We start from the raw sequence: 2,442 nt of genomic DNA, 5'->3' as shown, positions 1-2,442 counted from the left end.
ACTGCGACTCATTTTCCTCTTCCTCCCCTGCTTCCCCTGCTTCCCCTGCTTCCCCTGCTTCCCCTGCTTCCCCTGCTTCCCCTGCTTCCCCTACTTCCTCATTTTGCGCCTTTGCGTCTTTGCGTGAGATAATATCCGACAGATCAAACGTCACCGTCACACTAGCTTCCAAAGCCGAACGTCCCTTATGCTTTTGGGCATTATTCACCAAATCTGGTAAACGTTCAGCCCGCATTCCTTTAGAACTAGCTAGTCCTAAACAAAACAGCAAAGCATCGAGAATATTTGATTTACCAGAACCATTTGGCCCAGATATGACAGTACACCCCGGCAGCAAAGGGACAGCAGTCGTCCCGCCGAAGGATTTAAAATTAGTAAGTTCAACGCGCTTGATATGCACCATTATGGGCGCTACTTCACTATTAACCGATGTTTAAAGAACAAGTGTATCAATTATTTTAATAGATTCAACTGTTGAGGAGAAGGAATTTTATCAATTTTAGATTTTAGATTTTGGATTTTGGATTGAAAAACTCTTGCGACATAATATCCTTTTGTTCTGACTTTTTGCCTATTCCCTAATCAATATGAAACAATATTACCAAGATTTTTTAATTCGTGATTGGCAATCTAAATATCGCACACCAGCCGCAACAGTCATTAGTTCCGTCTTATCAGAATATGGTTTGGGTTGGGAACCGAACGAGGCGGATAGAGATGTGTTAGAAGTCGAGCAATATTACATACACACTGGAGGTGAGTTTTGGGTAATTGAACACCAAAACCAAATAGTTGGTACGGGGGCATATTACCCAATTCCACGGGGACAGAAAGCTGTAGAAATCCGTAAAATGTATCTTTTACCCAGGGCGCGGGGTTTTGGTTTAGGAAAGTATTTATTACAACAACTAGAAATATCTATAGCTAAACGTGGTTTTGAGCAAATTTGGATTGAAACAGCCAGTGTCTTAAAAGAAGCAGTCCAAATTTATGAACATAATGGTTATATACCCTCCACCGGTGTAGAAACACAACGTTGCGATCGCGTTTATGTTAAATATCTTATTTGATAGTTGATAGTTGATAGTTAAGAGTTTTTACCAATTACCAATTACTAATTACCATGTTTAAAAATTTACTCAATTTGTTTTTACAGAACAATTGCCCTATCTGCCAGAGAAGCACAAAACAACAAATTTGTCAATATTGTAATAAACAATTACAAAGCTGCCATCTGCAAAACCCTAATCATTCATGGAAAGAACCTTTACCCGTGTTTAGTTGGGGAAGTTATGGAGGTGCGGTAAAAAGAGCGATCGCAGTCATGAAATATGAAAACCACCCGGAAATTGGGCGAATTTTAGGTAATTATTTGGGAGAGTCTTGGTTGTTAAATACTCCTTCATTAAATAAAAAACCTGTAATTGTACCCATACCACTCCACGCCAAAAAACTGAAAGAGAGAGGCTATAACCAAGCTGCACTCATAGCTGAAGGTTTCTGTCAAACAACTGGGTTAAAATTACAATCAAATGGTTTAGCGAGAATTAAAGAAACTAAAGCCCAGTTTAGTGTATCTGGTTCTGAGAGAGAACAAAACCTAGCAGATGCTTTTTCTTTAGGACAAGATTTTCGCCGTCGTCAACCAGATGCACCAGTATTGTTAATGGATGATATTTATACCACAGGTGCAACTGCCAAATCTGCTGTTTACGCGCTTAATCAAAGCAACATTTCTGTCATTGGTATAGCTGCTGTGGCTGCAACTGGTTCAAGATAGATTCAGACCAGAGTTTATGGTCAATTCGGGGTTGAGAAATCTATAATTAGCTACACTACCCTGTATTTTAGGGAATACTGTTTTAATTTATGAATAAAGCTTTTGTAGTAGCTTTGAGAAAAATTATTATCTTTCCTATCACATTGTTGACGATGGGTGTCTGTATTAATAAAGCTTATGCTCAAGATAATACTCCAAAAAATACTATTATTAACAGCAGTAACTTATATAAACCAATTCCTATTAATGGCAGTACAGAAATTTCTGATAAATTATCAGCCCAAGATATTCCCACTGGTCAAGGGGGATTTGCCCGTGATTATACCGTCAAGTTAAGCAAAGGTGATAATTTAGCAATTGATTTGTCTTCTGAGAACTTTGACACCATCATTACACTGTTAGCACCCAATGGTTCGACAGTGGCAGAAAATGATGATGGTCCCGATGGCACAAGTAATTCTCTCTTGTTTACCCGCATCACCGAAACAGGAAATTACATTGTTCGCGTGCGGTCTTTTGGGGAAACTGGGGTGGGTAAGTTTCAATTGAAGGTGACAAAATTGCAAGCAGTGAAATAATTCGTAATTCGTAATTCGTAATTCGTAATTCGTAATTATCAATTTTCTTTCCTACACCCCACACCCCACACCCCACACCCCACA

At 39.0% G+C, this 2,442-nt stretch carries 4 protein-coding genes; 3 read left to right on the top strand and 1 reads right to left on the bottom strand.

The annotated features are described in order from the left end of the window. Positions 1 to 403: AAA family ATPase (locus A0J48_RS26300; RefSeq protein WP_234301184.1), on the bottom strand; the 403-nt coding region annotated here is incomplete at its 3' end. A gap of 184 nt (positions 404 to 587) precedes the next feature. Here A0J48_RS26300 and A0J48_RS26295 point away from each other — a divergent pair. The 3 genes from A0J48_RS26295 to A0J48_RS26285 all read left to right on the top strand — a co-directional run bounded on the left by A0J48_RS26295 (position 588) and on the right by A0J48_RS26285 (position 2,358). Next, positions 588 to 1,070 carry a GNAT family N-acetyltransferase gene (locus tag A0J48_RS26295; protein ID WP_200327517.1) on the top strand — a complete coding sequence of 161 codons (483 nt, stop codon included), beginning with the start codon at positions 588 to 590 and terminating at the stop codon, positions 1,068 to 1,070. A 53-nt stretch (positions 1,071 to 1,123) separates the two neighbouring features. Continuing rightward, on the top strand, positions 1,124 to 1,780 hold the full coding sequence (locus A0J48_RS26290) for a ComF family protein (RefSeq protein WP_200327516.1): 657 nt from the start codon (positions 1,124 to 1,126) through the stop codon (positions 1,778 to 1,780). A gap of 89 nt (positions 1,781 to 1,869) precedes the next feature. Continuing rightward, positions 1,870 to 2,358: a PPC domain-containing protein gene (locus A0J48_RS26285; RefSeq protein ID WP_200327515.1), complete on the top strand. Its 489-nt coding sequence runs from the start codon at positions 1,870 to 1,872 to the stop codon at positions 2,356 to 2,358. The last annotated feature ends 84 nt before the right edge of the window (positions 2,359 to 2,442 follow it).

This window comes from Sphaerospermopsis aphanizomenoides BCCUSP55 (assembly GCF_001586785.1).
Classification (GTDB): Bacteria; Cyanobacteriota; Cyanobacteriia; order Cyanobacteriales; family Nostocaceae; genus Sphaerospermopsis_A; species Sphaerospermopsis_A aphanizomenoides_A.
The sequence above is the reverse complement of the archived record's forward strand: the minus strand, read 5'-3'. Positions and strand labels throughout refer to the sequence as shown.

Bases quoted from the DNA above. Each gene is read 5' to 3' on its own strand.
- A0J48_RS26295 (WP_200327517.1), top strand. From the start codon at position 588: ATGAAACAATATTACCAAGATTTTTTAATTCGTGATTGGCAATCTAAA.
- A0J48_RS26290 (WP_200327516.1), top strand. From the start codon at position 1,124: ATGTTTAAAAATTTACTCAATTTGTTTTTACAGAACAATTGCCCTATC.
- A0J48_RS26285 (WP_200327515.1), top strand. From the start codon at position 1,870: ATGAATAAAGCTTTTGTAGTAGCTTTGAGAAAAATTATTATCTTTCCT.